Here is a 17,481-nt window from a genome sequence, read left to right as displayed (position 1 = left end):
CTTAAACTATTACAAACATGATTGAACAGTTAAAGGCTAATTATGGGTATTTATTTGAAGATGAATTACTTCAAGAGATTAATAGCGTTGGAACCTATAAAGACATTCCTGAAGGATATCAGCTCATTTCAATAGGAGACTACATAAAATCAATGCCGCTTCTCGTGAGTGGAGCGATTAAAATTCTTAGAGAGGATGCTAACGGAGAAGAGCTTATTCTCTATTTTATTGAACAAGGTGATACCTGTGCAATGACGCTTTCCTGTTGCCTCGGAAATTCTAAAAGCGAGATCATTGCTATTGCTGAAACAGATACTAAGTTGATCATGATTCCTGTCCAGAAAATGGAAGAGTGGCTCGGAAAATACAAAAGTTGGCAAAAATTTATTTTACAGAGCTACCATGACCGTATGACCGAATTACTTCAAGCTGTCGATACCATTGCCTTCTTAAAAATGGACGAACGCTTATTTAAGTATCTAAAAGATAAAGCTATGGTCAATCACAATGAATTGATTCATGTGACGCATCAACAAATTGCTCAAGATCTGCATACGTCTCGTGTTGTGGTGTCCAGACTATTGAAGAAATTAGCCATGGATGGAAAAATAGAACTCTTCAGAAATAACATCAAAGTTATAGATTTGTAGAATGTAACTTTGGTTACCAAAAACGGTTCAAATACTATATAGTTTTGAATGAAATATTTACTACATGGAAATTCAACAACTATTGGGTTATTTTGGAGCACTATTGATAGGATTGGTATTAGGTCTTATTGGTGGAGGTGGATCAATCTTAACTGTGCCAATATTAGTCTATTTATTATATATTAATCCAGTAACTGCTACAGCATACTCCTTATTTGTTGTTGGAGTTTCAGCTTTAGTAGGCGCAATTAGAAATATACAAAAAGGGTTAGTTGATTTTAGAACTGCTATCGTTTTTGCTATTCCTGCATTTATAGCTGTCTATGCTACCAGAAAATATCTTGTTCCTGCAATACCTGAGGAATTATTTACTGTAGGAGGATTTTTAATCACCAAGGATATTGCCATTATGCTATTCTTTGCCATAGTGATGTTAGTGGCTTCTATCTCAATGATTACAAACAAACGAGAAGATAACGGAGAAGAAACAGTGATTCAATATAATTATCCGTTAATTATTATTGAAGGTATTGTTGTTGGAGTATTAACAGGAATAGTTGGTGCAGGAGGAGGATTTCTAATCATTCCTGCTTTAGTTTTGCTTGCTAAATTGCCAATGAAAAAGGCAGTTGCGACTTCATTGTTGATTATCGCTATTAAATCGTTGATTGGGTTTATTGGTGATGTCGAAAATTTAGAGATCGATTGGGGATTTCTCCTAACGTTTACTTCAATTTCAATAGTAGGAATCTTTATCGGAATTTATATCTCTAAGTTTATCGAGGGAAAAAAACTTAAAAAAGGTTTTGGCTGGTTTGTCCTAATCATGGGTGTTTACATCATTTACAAGGAGTTAACTAAATCCTAGTGTAACTTTAGTTACATCTTAAAATTATAAATAGTACTACTTTTAATTCGGTTAAAATTAAAACATTACAACAATGAAAGTAGAACAAATTTATACAGGATGTCTGGCCCATGCTGCATATTATATAGAAAATAATGGTGAAGCTGCCATCATAGATCCGCTTCGTGAGGTCGATCCATACATTAAAAGGGCAAAACTCGATGATGCTAAGATCAAATATATTTTCGAAACACATTTTCATGCCGATTTTGTCTCTGGTCATTTAGATCTCAAAGCTAAAACTGGAGCTGATATTGTGTTTGGTCCAACGGCTAAACCAGGATATGAGGCTATTGTGGCTGAAGATGGTCAGGTTTTTGACATTGGTAATTATAAGGTGAAAGTTATTCATACACCCGGACATACCATGGAAAGCACTACCTATATGTTGATTGACGAAAATGGAAATGAACACGGACTCGTCACTGGAGATACTTTATTTATAGGAGATGTAGGTCGACCAGATTTGGCTCAAAAAATTGTTTCAGATCTAACTCAGGAGAAATTGGCAGGATTGTTATACGACTCATTACGAGAGAAAATTATGCCATTAAGTGATGATCTTATCATTTATCCTAATCATGGTGCAGGTTCTGCTTGTGGAAAGAATATGAGTAAAGAGACAACAGATACTCTAGGAAATCAAAAGAAAGTAAATTATGCCTTAAGGGCAGATATGACCAAAGATGAGTTTATAGAAGAGCTCCTTGAAGGTCTTACAGAACCTCCTGGATATTTTCCACAAAATGTGATGATGAATATCAAAGGATATGAAAGCTTTGACAAAGTGATGTCTAAATCTAAAAACCCTATGACAGCTAAAGCTTTTGAAGCTGCAGCCAACGAAACAGAGGCAATCATATTAGATGTACGTCATCAAAATGATTTTATAAAAGGGCATATTCCAAGATCTATTTTTATTGGTATTGATGGTGATTTTGCACCTTGGGTAGGCGCATTGATTGTAGATGTAAGTCAGCCTATATTACTTGTCACTCCTAAAGGTCGCGAGCAAGAAGTTATAACGCGTTTGTCGCGAGTTGGATTTGATAACGTTGTTGGATATTTGAATGGAAGCTTTGAAGCCTGGAAAAAATCAGGTATGGACTATGATACGGTGACCTCTATTACAGCCGACGAGTTTGCAAAACGTTATCCAGAGAATAAAGATGTCATATTTGATGTAAGAAAACAAGGAGAGTTTACAGCAGAACATATTGATGGAGCAAAACATACGCCTTTGGATTACCTAAATGACTACTTAAGTGAGTTTCCTGATAATAAAACCTTTTATGTGCATTGTGCTGGAGGATATCGTTCAGTTATAGCTGCTTCAATTTTAAAAAGTAGAGGCATTCATAATCTTATTGATATTGCAGGTGGCTATGGAGCCATAAAAAGTACAGATGTTAAAAGAACAGATTATGTTTGTCCGTCAACATTAAAATAAAATACATAGTTTTTTGGTTGGTAAAAGCGTGTCCGAATTAAGTAGGATGCGCTTTTCTGTGTAACAAAGGTTACCAATAAAGCCCTCGAAATCAATTAATTTTATGCTAAATAATTTTTGAATTTTAATACACAAAAAATATACTTGTATGTCATTTATTTCAGCCCTATTCGGAAAAAAAAATACGCAAAATGAGTCTGTAACTTTGCTGTCTCCAATGGAGTTTAAACTTAAAGTAGAATCTCAAAACATTCAATTGGTAGATGTAAGAACACAAAAAGAGTTTAAGTCTGGTCACTTAAAAGGTGCTAAGAATATAGATTTCTTCTCTGGACGCTTTAATATTGAGTTTGATAAACTTGACAAAGAAAAGCCTGTGTATGTTTACTGTAGAAGTGGGAGTAGAAGCCGTCAAACAGCCAGAAAATTAGCCAATATGGGATTTAATGAAATATATGATTTGCAAGGTGGAATTTTAAACTATAGATAGAATGAGAACAACACTATTGAGTATCTTATCTTTAGTTTTCGTTTTCAGTTGTAAAAACACTAAGGAAGTACAATATGTTTCTTATGAACAAAGTACAACTAAAGATACTATAACCCATCCTGGAAAAAAATTACTAGAGACCAATTGTTATATATGTCATAGCCCAACAGCTAGTCATGATGATAGAATCGGACCTCCAATGATTGCAGTCAAAAAACATTATCTTGAGGACGGAATGACTAAGGAGGAATTTGTAAGTGCGCTCCAAAACTGGATCAAAAACCCAACCGAGGAAAATGTCAAGATGAAAGGTGCAGTGAGACGTTTTGGTATCATGCCAAAACAAGCTTTTCCTGAAGAGACGATTAATCAAATTGGTGAGTACTTATATGAATTTGAAATCGATCAACCTGAGTGGTTTGAAGACCATTTTAATTCTGAAAAAGGTAAACATCAAAGTCAAGGCCAAGGAAAAGGAAAAGGTAAAGGTAAAGGAGGAAAAGGCCATGGAAATGGTATGGGGAATGGTAAGCATAAGCAACAGGTAGAGTCTGATTTTGAAAATTTACCATTTGGAGAAAGAGGTTTGAAATATGCGTTGACCACAAAATCAGTTCTTGGTAAAAATTTAATGAGTAAATTACAAAACGAAGGGACTTTAAAAGCTCTGGAGTTTTGTAATAGCGAGGCTTATCCGTTGACTGATAGTATGGCTTTAGTTCATAATGCTGTGATAAAAAGAGCTTCAGATAAACCAAGAAACCCTAATAATACAGCAAATTCAGAAGAATTAAATTATATAAAAGAATTTAAAAGACAACTTTTAAATGAACAAGAAATTAAACCTATAGTTAGTGAAACAGATGATAAGGTTAATGTATATTATCCAATAATTACAAATTCTATGTGTTTACAATGTCATGGTAAACCTAAAACCATGATAAATGTGGAGACATTAAATACTATAGCAAAATTATATCCTAAAGATAAAGCTATAGGCTATGATATAAATGAGGTTAGAGGGATATGGAGTGTGTCTTTTGAAAAATAAAACTTCTCAGGTATGAGCAAATTTTTAGAGTTAGTCAATCAGGATAAACCTGTACTCATTGATTTTTTTGCAGAATGGTGTGGTCCATGTAAGATGATGAGTCCTATTCTTAAAGAGGTTAAAGATGCTTTGGGAGATCGTGTTTCAATATTAAAAATAGATGTCGATAAAAACCAAGCACTTGCTGCCAAATATCAGGTGAGAGGTGTACCAACTTTATTATTATTTCAAAACGGAAAGCAAATTTGGAGACAATCAGGTCTGGTTCAAAAAGATGAACTTATCAATGTAATCACTGAAGCATTTTGATGAATTTAAATAAAGAATTTTGGGATAATCGTTATAAGAGTAATGATATTGGTTGGGACTTAGGAGCGGTGTCTCCCCCTCTAAAAGCCTATATCGATCAGCTCAAAGACAGGTCTCTTAATATTTTGATTCCAGGAGGAGGAAATGCCTATGAAGCAGAGTATTTGTTTAATAAAGGATTTGAAAACGTCTTTGTGGTTGACGTTTCAAAGACGGCTTTAGATAACTTGAAATCGAGAGTACCCGAGTTTCCGTCGCATCAATTATTAAATCAAGATGTCTTCGAATTGAATATGACATTTGATCTAATTTTTGAACAAACGTTCTTTTGTGCTATTAATCCTAATTTGAGATCACAATATGTATCTAAAATGAATGATCTGTTGTCTGATAAAGGAAAGTTGGTTGGACTATTGTTCGATGCACCACTGTACAAAGATCGTCCACCTTTTGGAGGTTCGAAAGCTGAATATATAAAGACATTCAAATCAGTTTTTGATATTAAGCTGATGGAAGACGCTTATAATTCTCACGAGTCAAGAACAGGAAGAGAATTGTTTTTTAAATTTGTTAAGAAAGACTAACATAAAATATATAGTATGAAAGTAAATATGGGTAATTCTGATAGGATCATTAGATTGATAGCTGCTGTAGTTATAGCTGTGTTGTATTGGCAAGGTATTATTGAAGGTACTTTAGCTTATATACTGATAGCTGTGGCTGCTATTTTTGTATTGACAAGCTTGGTAAACTTTTGTCCGTTGTACACCGTATTCGGAATCAATACATGTAAGATCAAAAAGTAATCTTTGAGATATTTAAAAGTATTAAAATGATACTCTATAGTCAATTTGATTATGGAGTTTTGTTGTTTATGTAACTTAGGTTACGCTATGTTCAAAAAAAGGCATTTATTTTTATCAATATCGAAAACTAACTAATTTAAAAGTAAACGCATGAAATCTCATTATCAAATTTTAGTCATTGGAGGTGGAACCGGAGGTATTATGACTTCCGCAAATCTATTAGCGAAAGATAAATCATTAGATATTGGTTTAATTGAGCCTTCAGATTCACATTATTATCAACCAGCCTGGACCTTAGTTGGAGCAGGAACTTTTGATTTTGAGAAAACAAAACGCTCTATGGCTTCTGTAATGCCAAAAGGAGTTGATTGGATCAAAGATTATGCTACTGGGTTTAATCCTAAAGAAAACTCTGTATCTACTCAAGAGAATGGAAATATCACTTATGATTATCTTATAGTATCACCAGGATTAGTAATGGATACATCTCTTATTGAAGGCTTAACAGAGTCTCTTGGTAAAGGAGTGGTTTGTAGTAATTATACAGATCCGAAGCATACATGGGAAGTGCTTAAAAATTTTAAAGGCGGAAACGCGGTGTTTACACAACCAACAACACCAATAAAATGTGGTGGTGCACCTCAGAAAATTGCATATTTAGCTGCAGATTATTTAAAGAAGAACGGCTTAAAAAATAAATCAAATGTAGTGTTTGCTACACCTGGTTCTGTGATTTTTGGAGTCAAAGAAATTCGTGAAAGTTTAATGAAAGTCATTAGTCGATATGGGATTCATTTTAAACCGTTTTATGCACCTATTAAAATAGATGGAGATAATCAAATTGTTACATTTAGAGGTGTTGGAACAGGAGAAAATAAATGTGTAATCAATGAGGACAACGAATTAAGAGAGATCATGTCTGGAGAGTCAATTATTGAAATGCCATTTGATATGTTACACTTAGCTCCACCACAAACAGCTCCTAAATTTGTTAAAGAGTCTCCATTGGTCAATGAAGCTGGATGGTTAGATGTCGATAAGCATACACTACAACATAATACGTATCCTAATATTTTCGGTTTGGGTGATGTTGCTGCATTGCCAACAGCAAAAACAGGTGCTGCCATAAGAAAACAGGTACCTGTGGTTTCAGATAATATTAGACAACTCATAGCTCATAATAAAAAAGGAAGTAAATCTTACAATGGTTATTCATCATGTCCACTGGTTACGGGTTACGGTAAAATGATTCTAGCCGAATTTGACTATGATAATAATTTTATTCCAGATCCTAAATTAAAGCAAATGTTAGTGTTCAATAGTGAGAAAGAACATTGGAGACTATGGATGCTTAAAAAGTATGGGCTTCCTTACCTGTATTGGAATAAAATGATGAAAGGTAAAGAGGTATAATAGTCTAATATTCATTAGTGGTTAAGCATCTTAAAAAAGATGCTTTTTTAATGATATATATCATGTTTTTTATAATTCATATAAAGTATTTTTACAGTATTAAATTAAAATTATGATGTTTCATAACATAGCTTTATACAGTTCTAATGCAACTATTATTATGGTTGCGGTTTTTGGTTTAGTTTGTCTTGTCTTAATAGGTTTTCTAGTGAAATTTATGACAAGTGGAGACAAAAAAAACACAGAGACTAACGATTGAAATTCGTTTTGTAAAATCGAAAGAGAGCATTGAAAAATGCTCTCTTTTTTATCTCTATTCAAAATGATGATGTATCAAACACGATAACAGTAACAATCGACGATTTTTTCAATATTAAGTGTGATCTAACTCTTAATTTGTTATCTTTAAGCAACTGATTAATAGCAAAGTTCTATATATTAATTTAATTTATATACCATGCTTTGCTCTCGTATGTTCTACAATATTAGAATAATTTTATTTGTTCTAACATCACCTTGTCTTCTATCCAATGTTTTTGCGCAATTACCATCTGGCTATTCTGTTACAGAGGTTCAATCTGGATATAATAACATAATGGGTGTTGTATTTAGTCAGGATGGTACAAAAATGTTTGTTTGGGAAAAACGCGGACATGTATATGTGTCTGTTTGGGATGGTACTGACTATATTAAGCAAACTACACCTGTGCTTGATATTTCCGACGAAGTAGGTGATTGGAGAGATTTTGGATTCGCAAGTTTTTGCTTAGATCCAGATTTTGATACCAATGGTTTGGTTTATATGTATTATATGGTAGACAGAGAACACCTCATGAATTTTGGAACACCAGATTATGATCCAAATGATAACGATTACTTTGAAGCTTCCATAAGTCGTCTTACACGATATCAACTTAATCTTGGAAGTAACCCACTCACAACCAATTATAGTTCTAGAACGGTATTACTTGGGGAGACGGTTTCCACAGGAGTACCACTTACACACCAATCTCATGCAGGTGGGACTGTGATCTTTGCAAATGATGGAACACTACTTGTGTCAACTGGTGATAATGCAAGTTATAACTCTGTAGATATTGGTAGCGCTTCAGAAACCTATTTTCAGCAGGCTATAGATGATGGTATAATGAGACCAGAAGAAAATGTTGGTGCTTTTAGAAGTCAAATGCCTACTTCTCTCTGCGGAAAAGTACTTCGTCTTGATCCTAATACGGGAGATGGAATTCCATCAAATCCTTTTTATGAAGCTGGAAATGCTCGTTCAGCAAAATCCAGAATGTGGGCTATGGGCTTAAGGCATCCATTTCGCATGTCTATTCAACCTGAATCTGGAAGTAATGATCCAAACGATGGTGATCCTGGAATAATTTATGTCGCTGATGTTGGATGGGGAACTTGGGAAGATTTACATATTTTTGATAAACCTGGCTTGAATGGAGGATGGCCAATATATGAAGGGCAAACAGAACTTAATGGCTATGCTAATAGTGGTGCTACTAATGCTGATGAAAACGACGAACTTTTTTTAGATAATTGTCCGCAACCAAATTCATTTAACGACGACCCTAATCCACAACTAAGACGATATGTGCATGACAGACCAGAAGTCGCCTGGCGTCATGGATCACAACCTGAAGCACGTGTTCCAACTTTTTTTGCTGGGATAGCTTTAGCGCCTAGAATTGGAGATTTTGGCTCTCCAACTACAGGTGTTGAATTCAATGGAAATGCTGGTATAGCTGGAGTTTATGTTGTAGGAGATGCTCTTGGAACTACTATGGAAGGAAAATACCTGTTTACAGATTATGTTAGAAACTGGATTAACGTTGCAACATTAACCGATGGCTCACAAAACTGGATTAGTGATGTTTCTGAGTTAGCTCCTGCAAATTTTGGATCAGGAATTGTTCACATGATGCAAAATCCTTTAGATGGGTTTGTGTATTATGTAAATATATTCCAAGGTAATGTGGTCAGAATAGAATTTGAAGGACCACGATGGACCAACGAGCCTATGGATATTATACTTGAATGTGATGATGTTACAGATTTTGATTCGGCTTTCAATTCATGGCTAAATAGTGTTACAGGAACTGTTGGTTGTGGTACACCAACCATTACAAATAATAGCTCTGGTTTAAGTGATCTATGTGGAGCAACAGGTTCAGAGACGGTTAGATTTACCCTGTCTGATGACTGCGGAAATGAGATTTTTAAAGATGCAACTTTCACTATTGAAGATACTACAGATCCTGTTTGGGATAATATTCCTGAAGATGTAACCGTCGATTGTTCTGATACAATTCAAGAGGCATACGATAATTGGTTAGCTGGTTTTTTAGGATCCGATTTATGTGGAGATGCATTGGTTACTCATGATGGACCAGCCACAATATCATGTAATCAAATAGTTTCTGTGACTTTTGATTTAACCGATGATTGTCTCAATTCTATTTCGGTAACAGGTACTTTTACGGTTGAAGAAACTCTTGGAGTATCAGATGTAAATAATTTCAACCAAATCATCATCTCACCAAATCCTGCAAAAAACCAAATCGAGATAGCTGGGATGATAGAAGAAGGTGCAATTGAAATCTATAGTATTACTGGACAAAACGTATTTAAAAGCGATATCAACAATGCAGAGGTTATTACTTTAAATCTGCCTTCTGGTTTTTATATGGTCAAAGTATTAGTTAGAAATGAGTATGTTGTAAAGAAGTTGGTTATAAAATAATTCTAAATACAGTGTAACATTTTGTTCGTATTGACGTCCAATAGGTGTTCAATCAAAAAAAGCAAAAAAAAATCATGAAACAAGATAATCAACTTATAGTGTTAACGCATTTGAGTCAGTTACTTACTTTTATTACTGGGTTTGGCGGACTCATAGTCCCGTTAGTCATTTGGGCAACACAAAAGGAAAAAGTCTACCAAATGGATGAACAAGGCAAGAATATTGTCAACTTTCAATTAAGTGTATTAATTTATAGCTTGATATGTATTCCATTGGTCTTCGTTTTAGTAGGAATAGCTGGTTTGATTGTTCTTGGAATATTATCATTTATTTTTCCAATAATAAATGCAATTAGAGCAAGTCACGGCGAATCACCAAGATATCCTTTATCTCTTAATTTTATTAGTTAGTTATTTTTATAAAGAGGTAAATAAAAACGCTCACTGAAAAAGTGAGCGTTTTTTGTAATATATTCTCCCTAAAAGTAAAAATACGTAAAATAGTAATACAGTATTTATACTTGGTTTTTATACTAGATGAGTAATTAATTTTAAGCAATTTTAATACTTTAATTAAAAACCATGACAACGACTAGTTCAAGCTCAAAAGCACCTTCTGCGGTAAAAGAAACTGTTATCTCTAAACCAGGAATTTCCAAAGAGGTGATTGATGAAATGAGTAAGGAGATTAATAATATGTTATCTTATGCTGTTTATAATGGAATAAATATCAATACAGATATTAATTCACTAATTCAAGACAGTAATGTGGATGACTTAATTAATGTACATAATTTGTTGTGTAAAAATATTGCTCCAGCGACTCCAAAATCGATTGAGTTTTCTAAAAAACTCCATGAAAAATCAAAAAGCAGATTTGTTTTGGGAAGTCTACCGCTAGTCAGAAATCTCATTATTTTAGCAGTTTTGTTTTTAGTTATATTTATTATTACAGGACTTTCTCCAAATGTTAATAACGATTCTCTTGATAAAGGGATCATGCATAATAATGGTATGAAATTACTATTGAATATCGGTTATTTATCTGCAATAGCAGGACTTGGAGTAACCTTCTATTTATTAAAGAGTGTTAGTAATTCATTGAAGAAAGGTACCTTATTACCAGAAGAATCTATTGAATATATGGCTCAGGTAATTTTGGGAATTATCGCAGGATTGTTATTATCAGAAATACTATCTGTATATATCACTGATCCCAACAGTATAAATCTTTTTAATAAAAGCGTACTAGCTCTCATTGGTGGGTTTTCTTCCGATGCCATATTCAGTATGCTCCAAGGCGTTATTGATAGAATTAAATCAATTTTTATTCCTGCAAATTCTTAAGTACAAAAAAAACGCTCACATGTTAAGTGAGCGTTTTTTGTTTTACTATTTATAGCCTTTAAAATTTATACTGTAAGAATGCAGAAAAGTTACGCCCAGGTTCAGTAATTGGAGTCCTTCCAAAATTCTCTTGATTTGTAAAAGAGAAGTTTAAATGGTTATTGTAATTTTCATCAAATACATTAATTACTGCAAGACCTAAGGTTACGTTTTTAATTGGTTTCATACCAAAACGGAAATCTAAAGTTTGGTAGCCATCAGTTTCTGTTTCGCCAAAACTTCTGGAAATATTATCTTGCTTTGACACAAGATTATATTGCAAGTTTACCCAATAGGTGTCTTTTTCAAATCCGAAATGAATTCTAGATGTCAAAGGCGGAGTAAGTGGCAATGATTCTGATAGGTCTTTATTTTTTGCATAGACATAAGCAAAGTCAGTTTTAAAAACAAAATCATTCAGGAAATTTACACTAGCTGAAATCTCGAATCCTGTTTTGTAGGCCTCATTAAGATTTCTAAACACTTTCGGGTTTTGCGGTTGTGCCATAGGCATGAACTTTCTGGTCTGTGTTTCATCAATAATACCTACAATATAATTTTCAAAAAACGAATAATAAAACGCAGCTTCATACGTAAAGCTATTGAAACCGTTTTTAAGTTTCTCTCTTCCTTTAAACCCAATTTCAAATTGATTATTGACTTCAGCTTTTAAGTTGGGATTCCCTATATATTCAAATGGATCCTGTCCAACATTAAAGTGATTGATATACCGCTCTATCATATTAGCCGAACGAACACCTCTTCCATATGCTGCTTCAAGAGTGAAGTTGTCTGAAATCAACTTTTTTACAGATAGCGTTCCACTAACGTTATGCTCTGTTCGTTTTTTAAGGTCGTATAATTCAGCAAAATCAGCTTCAGGATCCTGAATATCAGAAACCACATTGTCATATCTAATGCCTGCCGTAAAAATTGTTTTTGGATTAATAGTGTATTTGACTTCTGTAAATAGTCCTATGTCTGTAATATAAGAATCCTGCCAAACCTTATCTGTAAAACTCATAGGCATTGGTAGTAGGTTACCATTCATGATTTTAACTAAACGTTGTCTGTTACCATCTCTGGCAATATGCATGGCGTCTAAACCAGAGAATACATTCCAGTTTTTAAATGGTTTCCAGTTGAGCTCCAGTTTTCCTCCAATAGTTGTGGCATCAACAGCAGAGGAGGCCTCTGTCATCATAAATGAAGGCCGATTAATATTGGTCATTAAGTGGTCTACATAGCTATAATATACTTTAGCAGTTAATGAATTAACAACCCTTCCAATATCATCTAATTTATAGTCCAAAGACAATATACTACTATTGTCATATTCAGTGTCCATAGGTAAAGCTGCATGCAACACATCACGCCCAAAAGATTGTCTCCAGTGTACTTGTAAACGTTGTACATCACTAAAGTTATAACCAATTTTAAAACCGTAATCGGTGCTTCTGAAGGATGAAGGAATTTCAATGCCGTTTCCGTCTTCATAATTACCAAAATCTCTATATCCAGCATTGGTAACAATATCAAATTTTTCTTTAATGTATTGTAATTGTGCCAAATTCACTATCGAATTGCCATTGCTCTCATAACCTGCGGAAACCTTCCCGTGTAAACCATAGTCTTCATAATCTGGTTTTTGTGTGACCATATTTATGATTCCTCCAAAAGTAGCACCATATCTTACAGTATACGGACCTTTAATGATTTCAATTTTAGCTATTTCCTCAGGAATGATATGTGTTGTTATAGGATCCATTCTATTCGGACAGGCATGCATGACTTTTGTTCCGCCATCGTATTGAATATTTAATTGCTCATATTGTGAGGCTCTAAAAGATGGATCAATGGCATAATTACCTCTCTTTATTGAAGAGAATCCATTTATAGAATTGAATAGATCAGCCACGTTCTTGGGTTGAACTATTCGCTCAGAATAGTTATTTGAAACAGAAGTCAAAATAGGGTCAATTCTTTTGTTTCCAGTAATGATAACTTGGTCCAAAACTGTTATTTTTTGTTTTGTAGTATCTTTTTTGATCTCTTTTTTTTCTTGACCATAAGACACAGCAGATAGCAGTGCACATAGTAGCGCACCATAAAATGTTTTCATTTATAGTATTGTTTGATTTAACTTTTAATTTCGGTAGTAGTTGCTACCAGCGATATTTAAAAGTTAAACTCGAGGCGGATGAAAACAAACGTAAGTGGATATATAAGAATATAAACTCTGGTAAGTAATTACAGTTTGCTTTTTAATCCATTCTTTATGGGTTAGAATAGTAGTGTTAGGCGAATTTTGATATAAAATGAGTTCCTTGAAATCAAGAATACCTTCAGGTGTATTTTGATCTTTGTTTTGTGATTCTGAAACTTTCATCAATTGACACTTTCCATTACAAGCCAATTCTGGTTTGTCTTGATTTTCGCAAAGTGCCTCAATGAAACCAATAGGGTCGTATTCGTAATAAGCATAAGTAAGCGTAACTCTCGCGGCATTAAATAGTAGGAGAGAAGTGAAGCAAATGGAAAAAATGTAGGTGCTTATTTTCATTGTTACAAAGATAGAATTCCTTGATATTTTATTATGTGACAAATGTCACAAAATTGAGTATTACTTTTAACGAAACAACATTCTTCTTCTTCTTCTGGAATTGAGATTATCTATTTCAACATTAAAAAACTAAATGGCTTAGGTAACTTAAGTTGCATATAAACAAAGGTTTGTGAGTTAATTTTATGTTCAGTAATTATTAACAATAAAGTAATACTATTATGAACACAACTGAAACAATAGATGAAACAATGATTCAATCAATACCAAGGATAGGTGATAAGGCTCCAGAATTTAAGGCCATAACAACTCAAGGTGAAATTAATTTCCCTTCAGACTATAAAGGAGAATGGTCCATCTTATTTAGTCATCCAGCAGATTTCACTCCAGTATGTACTTCTGAGTTTATGACTTTTGCACATCTGGAAGAGAAATTTAAAAAGGCTAATTGTAACCTTATAGGTTTATCAATAGATGGCTTATATAGTCATATTGCCTGGTTGAGAACCATTAAGGATAAAATTAAATTCAAGGGAATGGAGAATATTGAGGTTAAATTCCCTTTAATTGAAGATATTTCTATGGAGATCGCTAAGAAGTATGGTATGATCCAACCTGGTGAGAGTAAAACACAAGCAGTGCGAGCTGTATTTTTTGTTGACCCTGAAGGAATTGTCCGAGCCCTTATATATTACCCTTTAAGTTTAGGTCGAAATTTTGATGAGTTATACAGAGCGCTAATTGCGATGCAAACTTCTGATAAATTTAATGTTGCTACTCCTGCTGATTGGAATCCAGGTGATGATGTTATTGTGTCTCCTGCAGGTTCATGCGGTGTTGCTGAAGAACGTATGACGGGAACAGATGATTTAGAATGTGAAGATTGGTTTTTCTGTACTAAAAAAATGGATAAAGATGTTGTGCTAAATGAAGTTTTAAAAGATTAAGCAGTTAGCATTGTCATTATGTAAAAGCATACATGTATTTGTGTGCTTTTTTACGTTATATAAAAGTTTACTATATCTATATACCTGACCATTATCATTGCAGTATTTACATAGCTCATATATTTTAGACGTATGAAAATGCAATCAAAAATAGCCTATTCAAATGTATTTAAATGTTCTAAAGTAACATAGGTTACAAAACTAAGTGATTAGTGTTACTGACTTTGATGATTTCCAAAACTATTTTTGTACAACAAATTTTTACTGATGAAGTATATCATTTATATCCATACCCTATTAGCTATTTTAGTTTCGTGTGATGCCATTGGTCAAGAGTTAGTACCTATTACTAGATCTGAAGTTAAAACTATTGTTGCTGAAAGGAATACTAATATCAAAATCTCTGATGAAGCTTACAATTCAGCAAGAGCAGATTTTCTTCAGACCGATGCTATTTTCCTTCCTAACATCACAGCAAGTCATACAGGGATTTCAACAACCAATCCCTTGGTTGCTTTCGGATCTAAATTGAATCAAGAGGTGTTAACTCAATCCGATTTTAATCCAGCACTTCTAAATGATCCATCTGTAGTACAAAACTTTGCTACAAAACTTGAAATACAACAACCCATATTAAATATGGATGGTATTTATCAACGAAAAGCTGCGAGGTCTATTATGCAAGCCATGTCACTTAAAGCTCAACGAACAGTTGACTATTTAGAGTTTGAAGTTGATAATGCTTATATGCAATTACAGTTAGCCTACAAAGGTGTTGATGTCTTGGAGAAAGCTTTAAATGCAGCTAAAGCTAATCTAAAGCTCGCAGAAAACAGATTCACACAAGGGTATATCCAACGTGCAGATGTGTTAAATGTTGAGATACGTGTTACTGAAGTTGAAAACCAATTGCAAATGGCAAATAGTCAGGTAAAAAATGCTTCAGATTATCTCTCATTTTTAATGAATGACAAATCATTTGTAGTATATCAACCTGTTGATTCTTTAGAGGTGAATGTAGTGTCAGATGCTAGTGTTAGTATTTCTGAAAATCGTGCTGATATAAGAGCAATGTCTCTAACAACTGAAGCATATAAAGCAACAAGCAAAGCCAACAAAATGGCGTTTTTACCACGCTTAAATGCTTTTGGTAGTTATGAGTTTTACGATGAGCAATTGTTTCAGGCTAATGCAAATGGTTATGTCATAGGAGCACAGTTAAGCTGGGATATATTTCAAGGGTCTAAGCGTTTTGGCAAAGTGCAGAAGAGCAAAGCCGAATATGAAAAATCAAAACTAGAATACGATCAATATGTGTCTCAAAGTCAATTGGAGTTAAATAAAGCGCAACGTATGTTTATTGATGCTGAAAATAGACTTAAACTAACATCTCTGGCGCTTCAGCAATCAAAGGAGTCTCTGAGAATTAGAACCAACAGATTTAAAGAGGGCTTGGAGAAAACATCTGATCTACTTATTGCCGAAAGCCAATATGCACAAAAGGAATTGGAATATTATCAGACCATTTTTGAATATAATTATGCGCAAGCATACCTAGAGTTTTTAACTAAAGAATAAACACTTTTATGAAAAATATATATATCATATCAATACTATTACTTACAGTGCTCTTAACGAGTTGTGCAAATGATGAGACTAAATCTGTTACAGATAACTCACCTGCTATTCCAGTTACTGTAAGTCAGACCTTCACCAACGATACTTCACCTTTCTTAGCTGTTAGCGGTAAGATTCAAGCTACTAATAGTGCTAATTTGAGTACACGTATGATGGGATTTGTAACCAATGCGCCTGTTAATGTAGGAGATAATGTGCGAAAAGGACAGTTGTTGGTGGCTATAAATAATACTGATTTACGAGCAAAAAGAGCACAAGTTAATGCGAGTATTACTGAGGCAACTGCTGCTTTTAATAATGCACAAAAAGATTATAACCGTTTTCAGAATTTATTTGCTGATGCCAGTGCATCTCAAAAAGAGTTGGATGATATGACAGCAAATTTTGAAATGGCTAAAGCACGTTTGGAAGCAGCCAAACAAATGCAAAATGAGGTTAACGCACAATTTGCATATACTAATATCAGATCTCCATTTGATGGCGTAGTTACCGGTAAAATGGTAAAAACAGGCGATATGGCTAATCCAGGCGTACCATTAATATCAGTTGAGTCACCAGGCAAGTTTGAAGTTATAGCAATGGTTCCTGAAACAGAGATTTCTAAAATAACAACAGGTACTGAAGTAAAAGTGAATGTCAAATCTATGGGTGAGACCATTAATGGAAACGTTTCAGAGGTGAGTCCTTCAGCACAACAAACAGGAGGTCAGTATTTGGTTAAGATAGAGCTGGATGATACTAAGGTCAATGTCCTTTCTGGGATGTATGTTTCGGTACAGTTTCCAATTGAAAGAACCGTCAAAACCAATATGGTTTTAATACCAACCGCAGTTTTGATCCACAATGGTCAATTATCAGGAGTTTATACTGTAAGTCAGAGTAATACAGCAATTTTAAGATGGTTGCGTTTAGGTAGAACTTATGGCGATCAGGTTGAAGTTCTTTCGGGTTTAAATGCTAACGAGAATTACATTGTTACAGCAAAAGGAAAACTATTTAATGGCGCTAAAGTGTCAATACAATAACTAAAATACGCGTTAAGGGTAGAAGTGGAAATCCTTTTTTTACGTCTAAAACGATAAAAAAAGATTGCAACGGATGACCTGTAAAAACG

At 34.0% G+C, this 17,481-nt stretch carries 17 protein-coding genes; 15 read left to right on the top strand and 2 right to left on the bottom strand.

Features of this window, described 5'->3' with window-relative positions:
* Window positions 1-17: 17 nt before the first annotated feature.
* From Q0951_RS09160 to Q0951_RS09105, 12 genes are all read left to right on the top strand, one after another.
* Window positions 18-650 (top strand): Crp/Fnr family transcriptional regulator, encoded by a 633-nt coding sequence (locus Q0951_RS09160; RefSeq protein WP_299336283.1) that lies wholly within the window; start codon window positions 18-20, stop codon window positions 648-650.
* A 64-nt stretch (window positions 651-714) separates the two neighbouring features.
* Window positions 715-1,518, top strand: a complete 804-nt coding sequence (locus Q0951_RS09155; protein ID WP_299336282.1) for a sulfite exporter TauE/SafE family protein — start codon at window positions 715-717, stop codon at window positions 1,516-1,518.
* Between the two features lie 73 nt (window positions 1,519-1,591).
* Complete coding sequence (locus tag Q0951_RS09150) at window positions 1,592-3,007, top strand: MBL fold metallo-hydrolase (protein WP_299336281.1); 1,416 nt, start codon at window positions 1,592-1,594, stop codon at window positions 3,005-3,007.
* 148 nt (window positions 3,008-3,155) lie between these two features.
* Window positions 3,156-3,497, top strand: a complete 342-nt coding sequence (locus tag Q0951_RS09145; protein WP_299336280.1) for a rhodanese-like domain-containing protein — start codon at window positions 3,156-3,158, stop codon at window positions 3,495-3,497.
* Window position 3,498: 1 nt separating this feature from the next.
* Window positions 3,499-4,548, top strand: a complete 1,050-nt coding sequence (locus tag Q0951_RS09140) for a DUF3365 domain-containing protein (RefSeq protein WP_299336279.1) — start codon at window positions 3,499-3,501, stop codon at window positions 4,546-4,548.
* A gap of 12 nt (window positions 4,549-4,560) precedes the next feature.
* Window positions 4,561-4,857: a thioredoxin gene (gene trxA / locus Q0951_RS09135; RefSeq protein WP_299336278.1), complete on the top strand. Its 297-nt coding sequence runs from the start codon at window positions 4,561-4,563 to the stop codon at window positions 4,855-4,857.
* Window positions 4,857-5,441, top strand: coding sequence for a methyltransferase domain-containing protein (locus Q0951_RS09130; RefSeq protein ID WP_299336277.1), 585 nt, complete (start codon window positions 4,857-4,859; stop codon window positions 5,439-5,441). Before trxA ends, Q0951_RS09130 begins: the two co-directional genes overlap by 1 nt.
* 15 nt (window positions 5,442-5,456) lie before the next feature.
* A complete protein-coding gene (locus Q0951_RS09125; protein WP_299336276.1) occupies window positions 5,457-5,663 on the top strand; it encodes a DUF2892 domain-containing protein in 207 nt (68 codons plus the stop codon).
* Window positions 5,664-5,813: 150 nt separating this feature from the next.
* Complete coding sequence (locus Q0951_RS09120; RefSeq protein ID WP_299336275.1) at window positions 5,814-7,076, top strand: FAD/NAD(P)-binding oxidoreductase; 1,263 nt, start codon at window positions 5,814-5,816, stop codon at window positions 7,074-7,076.
* 457 nt (window positions 7,077-7,533) lie between these two features.
* Window positions 7,534-9,834, top strand: coding sequence for a PQQ-dependent sugar dehydrogenase (locus Q0951_RS09115; protein ID WP_299336274.1), 2,301 nt, complete (start codon window positions 7,534-7,536; stop codon window positions 9,832-9,834).
* A gap of 74 nt (window positions 9,835-9,908) precedes the next feature.
* Window positions 9,909-10,244: a DUF4870 domain-containing protein gene (locus Q0951_RS09110; RefSeq protein WP_299336273.1), complete on the top strand. Its 336-nt coding sequence runs from the start codon at window positions 9,909-9,911 to the stop codon at window positions 10,242-10,244.
* 171 nt (window positions 10,245-10,415) lie between these two features.
* Complete coding sequence (locus Q0951_RS09105; protein WP_299336272.1) at window positions 10,416-11,180, top strand: hypothetical protein; 765 nt, start codon at window positions 10,416-10,418, stop codon at window positions 11,178-11,180.
* A 58-nt stretch (window positions 11,181-11,238) separates the two neighbouring features.
* On the opposite strand, the gene Q0951_RS09100 is transcribed toward Q0951_RS09105, so the two are convergent.
* Together Q0951_RS09100 and Q0951_RS09095 are read right to left on the bottom strand one after the other, a co-directional pair.
* Window positions 11,239-13,341, bottom strand: a complete 2,103-nt coding sequence (locus Q0951_RS09100; RefSeq protein WP_299336271.1) for a TonB-dependent receptor — start codon at window positions 13,339-13,341, stop codon at window positions 11,239-11,241.
* 63 nt (window positions 13,342-13,404) lie between these two features.
* Window positions 13,405-13,782, bottom strand: coding sequence for a hypothetical protein (locus Q0951_RS09095; RefSeq protein WP_299336270.1), 378 nt, complete (start codon window positions 13,780-13,782; stop codon window positions 13,405-13,407).
* Between the two features lie 221 nt (window positions 13,783-14,003).
* Between Q0951_RS09095 and Q0951_RS09090 the strand changes: the two genes are divergently transcribed.
* The 3 genes from Q0951_RS09090 to Q0951_RS09080 all read left to right on the top strand — a co-directional run bounded on the left by Q0951_RS09090 (window position 14,004) and on the right by Q0951_RS09080 (window position 17,392).
* Window positions 14,004-14,729: a peroxiredoxin gene (locus tag Q0951_RS09090; RefSeq protein WP_299336269.1), complete on the top strand. Its 726-nt coding sequence runs from the start codon at window positions 14,004-14,006 to the stop codon at window positions 14,727-14,729.
* A 267-nt stretch (window positions 14,730-14,996) separates the two neighbouring features.
* Complete coding sequence (locus Q0951_RS09085; RefSeq protein WP_299336268.1) at window positions 14,997-16,307, top strand: TolC family protein; 1,311 nt, start codon at window positions 14,997-14,999, stop codon at window positions 16,305-16,307.
* An 8-nt stretch (window positions 16,308-16,315) separates the two neighbouring features.
* Window positions 16,316-17,392 carry an efflux RND transporter periplasmic adaptor subunit gene (locus Q0951_RS09080; RefSeq protein WP_299336267.1) on the top strand — a complete coding sequence of 359 codons (1,077 nt, stop codon included), beginning with the start codon at window positions 16,316-16,318 and terminating at the stop codon, window positions 17,390-17,392.
* Window positions 17,393-17,481: the final 89 nt, after the last annotated feature.

It is taken from the genome of uncultured Psychroserpens sp., from assembly GCF_947501425.1.
Classification (GTDB): domain Bacteria; phylum Bacteroidota; class Bacteroidia; order Flavobacteriales; family Flavobacteriaceae; genus Psychroserpens.
This window is presented reverse-complemented; position numbering and strand designations above follow the sequence as displayed.

What these genes read in the sequence shown, in the direction of transcription:
- Q0951_RS09160 (WP_299336283.1), top strand. Translation starts at nt 18, where the DNA reads ATGATTGAACAGTTAAAGGCTAATTATGGGTATTTATTTGAAGATGAA.
- Q0951_RS09155 (WP_299336282.1), top strand. Translation starts at nt 715, where the DNA reads ATGGAAATTCAACAACTATTGGGTTATTTTGGAGCACTATTGATAGGA.
- Q0951_RS09150 (WP_299336281.1), top strand. Translation starts at nt 1,592, where the DNA reads ATGAAAGTAGAACAAATTTATACAGGATGTCTGGCCCATGCTGCATAT.
- Q0951_RS09145 (WP_299336280.1), top strand. Translation starts at nt 3,156, where the DNA reads ATGTCATTTATTTCAGCCCTATTCGGAAAAAAAAATACGCAAAATGAG.
- Q0951_RS09140 (WP_299336279.1), top strand. Translation starts at nt 3,499, where the DNA reads ATGAGAACAACACTATTGAGTATCTTATCTTTAGTTTTCGTTTTCAGT.
- trxA (WP_299336278.1), top strand. Translation starts at nt 4,561, where the DNA reads ATGAGCAAATTTTTAGAGTTAGTCAATCAGGATAAACCTGTACTCATT.
- Q0951_RS09130 (WP_299336277.1), top strand. Translation starts at nt 4,857, where the DNA reads ATGAATTTAAATAAAGAATTTTGGGATAATCGTTATAAGAGTAATGAT.
- Q0951_RS09125 (WP_299336276.1), top strand. Translation starts at nt 5,457, where the DNA reads ATGAAAGTAAATATGGGTAATTCTGATAGGATCATTAGATTGATAGCT.
- Q0951_RS09120 (WP_299336275.1), top strand. Translation starts at nt 5,814, where the DNA reads ATGAAATCTCATTATCAAATTTTAGTCATTGGAGGTGGAACCGGAGGT.
- Q0951_RS09115 (WP_299336274.1), top strand. Translation starts at nt 7,534, where the DNA reads ATGCTTTGCTCTCGTATGTTCTACAATATTAGAATAATTTTATTTGTT.
- Q0951_RS09110 (WP_299336273.1), top strand. Translation starts at nt 9,909, where the DNA reads ATGAAACAAGATAATCAACTTATAGTGTTAACGCATTTGAGTCAGTTA.
- Q0951_RS09105 (WP_299336272.1), top strand. Translation starts at nt 10,416, where the DNA reads ATGACAACGACTAGTTCAAGCTCAAAAGCACCTTCTGCGGTAAAAGAA.
- Q0951_RS09100 (WP_299336271.1), bottom strand. Translation starts at nt 13,341, where the DNA reads ATGAAAACATTTTATGGTGCGCTACTATGTGCACTGCTATCTGCTGTG.
- Q0951_RS09095 (WP_299336270.1), bottom strand. Translation starts at nt 13,782, where the DNA reads ATGAAAATAAGCACCTACATTTTTTCCATTTGCTTCACTTCTCTCCTA.
- Q0951_RS09090 (WP_299336269.1), top strand. Translation starts at nt 14,004, where the DNA reads ATGAACACAACTGAAACAATAGATGAAACAATGATTCAATCAATACCA.
- Q0951_RS09085 (WP_299336268.1), top strand. Translation starts at nt 14,997, where the DNA reads ATGAAGTATATCATTTATATCCATACCCTATTAGCTATTTTAGTTTCG.
- Q0951_RS09080 (WP_299336267.1), top strand. Translation starts at nt 16,316, where the DNA reads ATGAAAAATATATATATCATATCAATACTATTACTTACAGTGCTCTTA.